Below are 4,743 nucleotides of genomic sequence, written 5' to 3' on the forward strand. Positions count from 1 at the left end.
GATAACGTTGTTCGTCCATAGCCACGGCGGTGCGGGTGTACAACAAGTTTGATAAACGAGGAACCACCCAGAGAGCGGTGGTTTTATTTGGGCGCGTTATAGGTCCTGTTATCAAAGGCGTTAGCTGCTATCACACATAATTGATTTATATAAAAATTAGGAGTTCAAAGTTGGGTAAAGATTATGAGATTATCAAGCCGTTCTTACCAAATTATATAGATTCAGTTCTATGCTTAAAAGCAGCATTTGAAGCTCAAGATCCATCAACTAAAAGATTGCTTGTTAAGTCTACTATTTTACATTGCTCTTTTGCAGTAGAAGCATTGGCTAATAATCTTATCCAGTTTTTAGATTTTTCAACAGGCTTTGGAAATTCTATTGACAAATTAGACCCAATAGCAAAACTTGAAATGTTTTCATTTTTAATGAAAAAAGGTGGTTTTGATAGGGGGCAATATCAAATTCAAGTATTTTCATCATTGATTAAAATACGTAATGATTATGTACATCCAAAAACTAAACAAAAAAACAGAGTATTTTCGACCAAGCCTTCTGAGCATCCAATTGACATATATGTGGTCGGGGAAGAGCAGAACAATAGAAATAAGGGTGTTATTGATATATCAGTTGAATCAAGTCAATGGGTGTATGAAGATGCCTTAAAATGTTTATCAGCGTTTACCAGAGCAATTGATGTATTGTTACTTGATGTTTTGGAGTTAGAAGAAAATTCGCTTATGTGTACTTTTCTTAATAAATTATTTGTTGATGGAATGAGAGGACCTTCAATTCCAAATGATCATGTGTGGCTCGAGTGGTTAATGACTAATACTAAAATAGAACCGAAATTTTATAGTCATCATATAAAAAAGAAGATTAATCGTATTAATACTAGATTGGTAGATTAATTAAACTTGCAGCTAACAAACGCATGCACAGCGACAATTAAAAGTCAGCCCATTTTTTGCAAAAAAACGGTCCAACTTTCAATTGCCCGTGATGCGGGCGTTAGGTTTTTTATCATGGATATACTATTTTGCTACAGAACATATTCAATATTTGGCGGTAATGCAACGTTGAATGTTGCCGGAAAGTGGTTAAGTGAGCACCTTAGCGAAAGCTACGGTGGTAAAATTGAATCTGTTGTATTTGAATTTTGTGCTCGAAATGTTTCCCCGCCACGAAAGACTTTAGAAGCGAGTAATGAAAGGTTTGAACAATTCCTTAAAGAGTTACCAATAGCTGAATTTCAATATAAAGGTACAGAGCTCCGAATTTGTACCAAGCTAGTGAAGTTTTACCATGATGAAGTTGATAGGGATTCACAAGTGTTATCACTGAGAGTGTTCAAAAACATTCTCAATAAATCTATAACGTTATTAGAATCTACTCCCAACTTACTAAAAGATATGAAAGGTTTTGATAATTTCGCTCTTGCTGAAGATATTAAATTAGCAGTTCCAAATGCACCGAGTACGCTTGTTGAACTAGCCGAGTTATATTTACAGCAGTCAAAAACCTAACAAGTCAATTTAACAAGGACTAAAAACAGCGGGCTCACTCGCTTCGCTCGATTTTAGCCCACAATTTTTAGCCTGTTAATATGGGCGTTAGGCTTCAAGGAAGATATGCTCACTGAATCGCAACAAGTTGAAACGTATAAGGTGCTTGGTTTAGTCGCCATGTGCTCAGGAGGTGGCGAGCACAAAGTAGCATGGGCGATGTCACTGCTGGAGCAAGGCGTAGATACCGAAAACCTTGCGGTGCTGGCTACGCTTCTTCAGCCACTTAACGAGTTCGAAGTAGAAGACTATTTTCAACGAGTTTTACGAGAGCTGTGTATCCGTCAGCCCTGCGCTGAAGAAGCGATAGAAGGTTACGCAAAAGCCTTGGCCAAAGAGGTCATCGATGGCGAGCTTGCTCCAGAGGCCGGAGCATCCAAGATCTACTATGCAAACATTCAAGCTGGTTATCCCGAGTCGTACGGTGAATATACAGTTCTGGACGATGAGTGGTACTGCGAATGCATAAATGGGTGGTCGAAACAGCAAAGACGCGAAGAGATAGTTAAAGCTTGTAAAGCGACATATTACGCGCTCCAGTACCCCAGTGCTTTTGAAGCCTAACAAGCAAAATAATCAGGCACTCGTCGCTGCGCTCCTCGCGGGGACAGGTGCCACGACGCAGCGGAGCCGCTGCACCTGCCCATTTTTTGGGCGTTAGAAGTCGCTGGAGAATTATGGCTCGTCGAAAAGAGCTTGGGAGTATAGCAAGCGGTATAGTCGGCTCGTTCAATAGCAGAAACAACGATGTTGATGGCTATTGGGGGATCGGGAAACTGTATAAGTTCGTCGAGAACGAGAGCCATAAAGTTGTCGAACTGGATTTGCTAAATGGTTCAGTTGAACCGTTTACCCATCAATTTGACTCCTTGGTGACGTGCTACCGGGGCATGCTTGAACTGCTCTTAAACAAGCGTGCGATCCCATGTAATTGGCTTACTTCCGCGAAGTTAATAGCACGCTTCGAAGTTGAGTATCAGCACAAGTATCATTACTGGCGTTCAGCGTTGGGTAAACCTTGTGAGGTTGAATGTAGCTTTGTGGATGACTTAGGCCGCCATCATGTCGCATTCGCCTATAACAATTGTCGGCCTCATGAACCTAAGCTGGAAGCAAGAAGCTGCAGGGAAGGCGACTTCTAACAAGCAAAATAATCAAGCACTAGTCGCTGCGCTCCTCGCGGGGACAAGTGCTACGACGCGGCGGAGCCGCTACACTTGCCCATTTTTTGGGCGTTAAGCGTCAAGGAGATTAATGTGCCTCCAGAGCACCATAAGGAAATTGCGCAGTACCTTCGCAGCAAATTCGAAGGTGTGCCTTCGGTAGCAGCTTACCGAGATGAGAATGATGCCAACCCCATCCCAATTGGCAGGTTCGAATCATCAACGGCTTTTTATTCAACTATTGGCTGCTCTGATAAAACTCTAAGCTTGCCATCTGCTGGCTTCGAATTCGCGGCCTCGGGTGAGCTTGACTGGCTTCCAAATGCCATTGCTTCTTCGTTGTACTGGCTTAAAGGCCGCGAGTGCAGTGAATGGCCGCTCGTGTGTGAGGATGTGGTGCGTTGCAATGCTCGCAGTTCATACCGGCATATGGCATACGTTCCATCGCAACACTCCTTTTCTGTTTCTACTGGCCAAACAGTTCGGTGGCTGTTGGGAGTTCCAATTAGTGATCAGGAAATTGCGCTATCACGGCAGGCTGTTGAAGAAATGGCTCGCAAAGTGTATCCCAACTGGTTGTTTCAAGTTGCCGCTTAACAAGGCAAATCAGCAAGCACTCGTCGCTTCGCTCCTCGCGTGGACAAAGGCCACAACGCGGCGAGCCGCTGGCCTTTGCTCCTGTTTGCGGCGTTATATGCCAGAGGCAACCCTTTGAAGATGTTCGCCACTATATCTTTGTATCTCTTTGCCATGAGCTTTTTGAGTGGTGCACATGCAGCAACTTGCGAACGAGAAGCAAAAATCCTTGAGGATCATAAGCAAGTCTTCCCTCCCGGCACTCTTACCCCAGTCAAAGCACCCAGTTTATTTGGCTACAAATTGGTTGGGTTTCGAGTTCGCCAATTGAAGGCAATAGATGTCCTCAGCCGGCATGGGTTCGAGTATGGCGACATAATCTACGAAGTCTGCGGCGTTGATATTGAGGATGCATTTAGCAAAGGCTTTGATGTATCGGTTTGCTGTAATGCTGAGTACCCCAAGGTACTCACTATCAAAGCAAAAAGGGAAAATCATGGTGATGTCACTGCAGAAGTACCGCAACGCGAGTACCGAACTGGCATATAACAAACCAACTCACGCGGACGGCTTTTCGCAGGCTTTCGTCGCTTCGCTCCTTAGTTTAGCCTGCTCAATCCGCCCATGGTTGGGGCGTTAGCAAACCTAAGAATTATGGAGTAGTAATGAAAAGGTATTTAGTTGTTGCATGTATTCTCTCATTCCTCACTAGTTGCGCCGTTTATCATCCCCAGAGAGGGATTTTTGTATCTAGCTCTGTGCAAACGGTAACGTTAGATTTAGGTCAGGAAATCAAGCAAGTAGAGCTTTTACCATTCTCATACCCAGATCATAGCTCCAGTACTACGCAGTCGGAGGTCGCCTCCGGCGGCGGTGTTCATGTTCCGGTTAGTCACACTTATGTCTTTGATGAAGTGGATCGGCAGTACCTGAGAGAATCTGTGATAAAAAGCTTTGAGGCTTCGGGTGTTGCAGTCGTGGCGGAGTCAGATACCAAAATGGTAGTTGAATTCAAACGAATCGGGATGATGAGAGAAAGCCGATACAGTAAGAAATCTGTATTGTCGCTGGATGCCGTTGCATCACTCGTTTCAAGAGATGGTGAGACAGTGAAAGAAATATCGGTTCACGGAGAAGCGAATGCCACCATTGCATCGTCAAAGAACCAAGCTGTTAGAGTCTTTCTGGAACAGCTATCAGGCCTTTTTCCGAAAGCCTCATAGCCCGGTTTGCTAACAAACCAACTCACGCGGACCTCTTCTCGCTGGCTGTCGTCGCTGCGCTCCTTATTTTAGCCAGCTCAATCCGCCCATGGTTGGGGCGTTGGTATGACTCCCACTGTCAAGTTTGACGCACTGATCCCTGCTAAAAAACTAGCCATCGTTTTCTCCTAAAAAAGAGCTGATACATCAGATGAAGCCGGTACTTTCGTCGGTTGCTAT

7 protein-coding genes are annotated in these 4,743 nt (G+C 44.3%); all 7 read left to right on the plus strand.

All coding sequences use genetic code 11. The features are described from left to right. Positions 1–170 precede the first annotated feature (170 nt). The 7 genes from DU002_RS19140 (at position 171) to DU002_RS19170 (ending at position 4,524) form a co-directional block, all read left to right on the plus strand. Entirely contained in the window at positions 171–908 is a 738-nt protein-coding gene (locus tag DU002_RS19140) for a hypothetical protein (RefSeq protein ID WP_114340061.1), read from the plus strand. 114 nt (positions 909–1,022) lie between these two features. Beyond that, on the plus strand, positions 1,023–1,523 hold the full coding sequence (locus tag DU002_RS19145; protein ID WP_114340062.1) for a hypothetical protein: 501 nt from the start codon (positions 1,023–1,025) through the stop codon (positions 1,521–1,523). Positions 1,524–1,628: 105 nt separating this feature from the next. Then, positions 1,629–2,126 carry a hypothetical protein gene (locus tag DU002_RS19150; RefSeq protein WP_114340063.1) on the plus strand — a complete coding sequence of 166 codons (498 nt, stop codon included), beginning with the start codon at positions 1,629–1,631 and terminating at the stop codon, positions 2,124–2,126. Between the two features lie 113 nt (positions 2,127–2,239). Continuing rightward, a complete protein-coding gene (locus DU002_RS19155; RefSeq protein WP_114340064.1) occupies positions 2,240–2,704 on the plus strand; it encodes a hypothetical protein in 465 nt (154 codons plus the stop codon). A gap of 75 nt (positions 2,705–2,779) precedes the next feature. Beyond that, positions 2,780–3,322 carry a suppressor of fused domain protein gene (locus DU002_RS19160; protein WP_147271906.1) on the plus strand — a complete coding sequence of 181 codons (543 nt, stop codon included), beginning with the start codon at positions 2,780–2,782 and terminating at the stop codon, positions 3,320–3,322. Positions 3,323–3,442: 120 nt separating this feature from the next. Continuing rightward, positions 3,443–3,850, plus strand: coding sequence for a hypothetical protein (locus DU002_RS19165; protein WP_147271907.1), 408 nt, complete (start codon positions 3,443–3,445; stop codon positions 3,848–3,850). Positions 3,851–3,966: 116 nt separating this feature from the next. Continuing rightward, the gene (locus tag DU002_RS19170) at positions 3,967–4,524 is read left to right on the plus strand and encodes a hypothetical protein (protein ID WP_114340067.1); all 558 of its coding nucleotides are present in this window, start codon (positions 3,967–3,969) and stop codon (positions 4,522–4,524) included. Positions 4,525–4,743 lie beyond the last annotated feature (219 nt).

The sequence above is a fragment of the Corallincola holothuriorum genome (assembly GCF_003336225.1).
Taxonomy (GTDB): Bacteria; Pseudomonadota; Gammaproteobacteria; order Enterobacterales; family Neiellaceae; genus Corallincola; species Corallincola holothuriorum.

What these genes read in the sequence shown, in the direction of transcription:
- DU002_RS19145 (WP_114340062.1), top strand. Translation starts at nt 1,023, where the DNA reads ATGGATATACTATTTTGCTACAGAACATATTCAATATTTGGCGGTAAT.
- DU002_RS19150 (WP_114340063.1), top strand. Translation starts at nt 1,629, where the DNA reads ATGCTCACTGAATCGCAACAAGTTGAAACGTATAAGGTGCTTGGTTTA.
- DU002_RS19155 (WP_114340064.1), top strand. Translation starts at nt 2,240, where the DNA reads ATGGCTCGTCGAAAAGAGCTTGGGAGTATAGCAAGCGGTATAGTCGGC.
- DU002_RS19165 (WP_147271907.1), top strand. Translation starts at nt 3,443, where the DNA reads ATGTTCGCCACTATATCTTTGTATCTCTTTGCCATGAGCTTTTTGAGT.
- DU002_RS19170 (WP_114340067.1), top strand. Translation starts at nt 3,967, where the DNA reads ATGAAAAGGTATTTAGTTGTTGCATGTATTCTCTCATTCCTCACTAGT.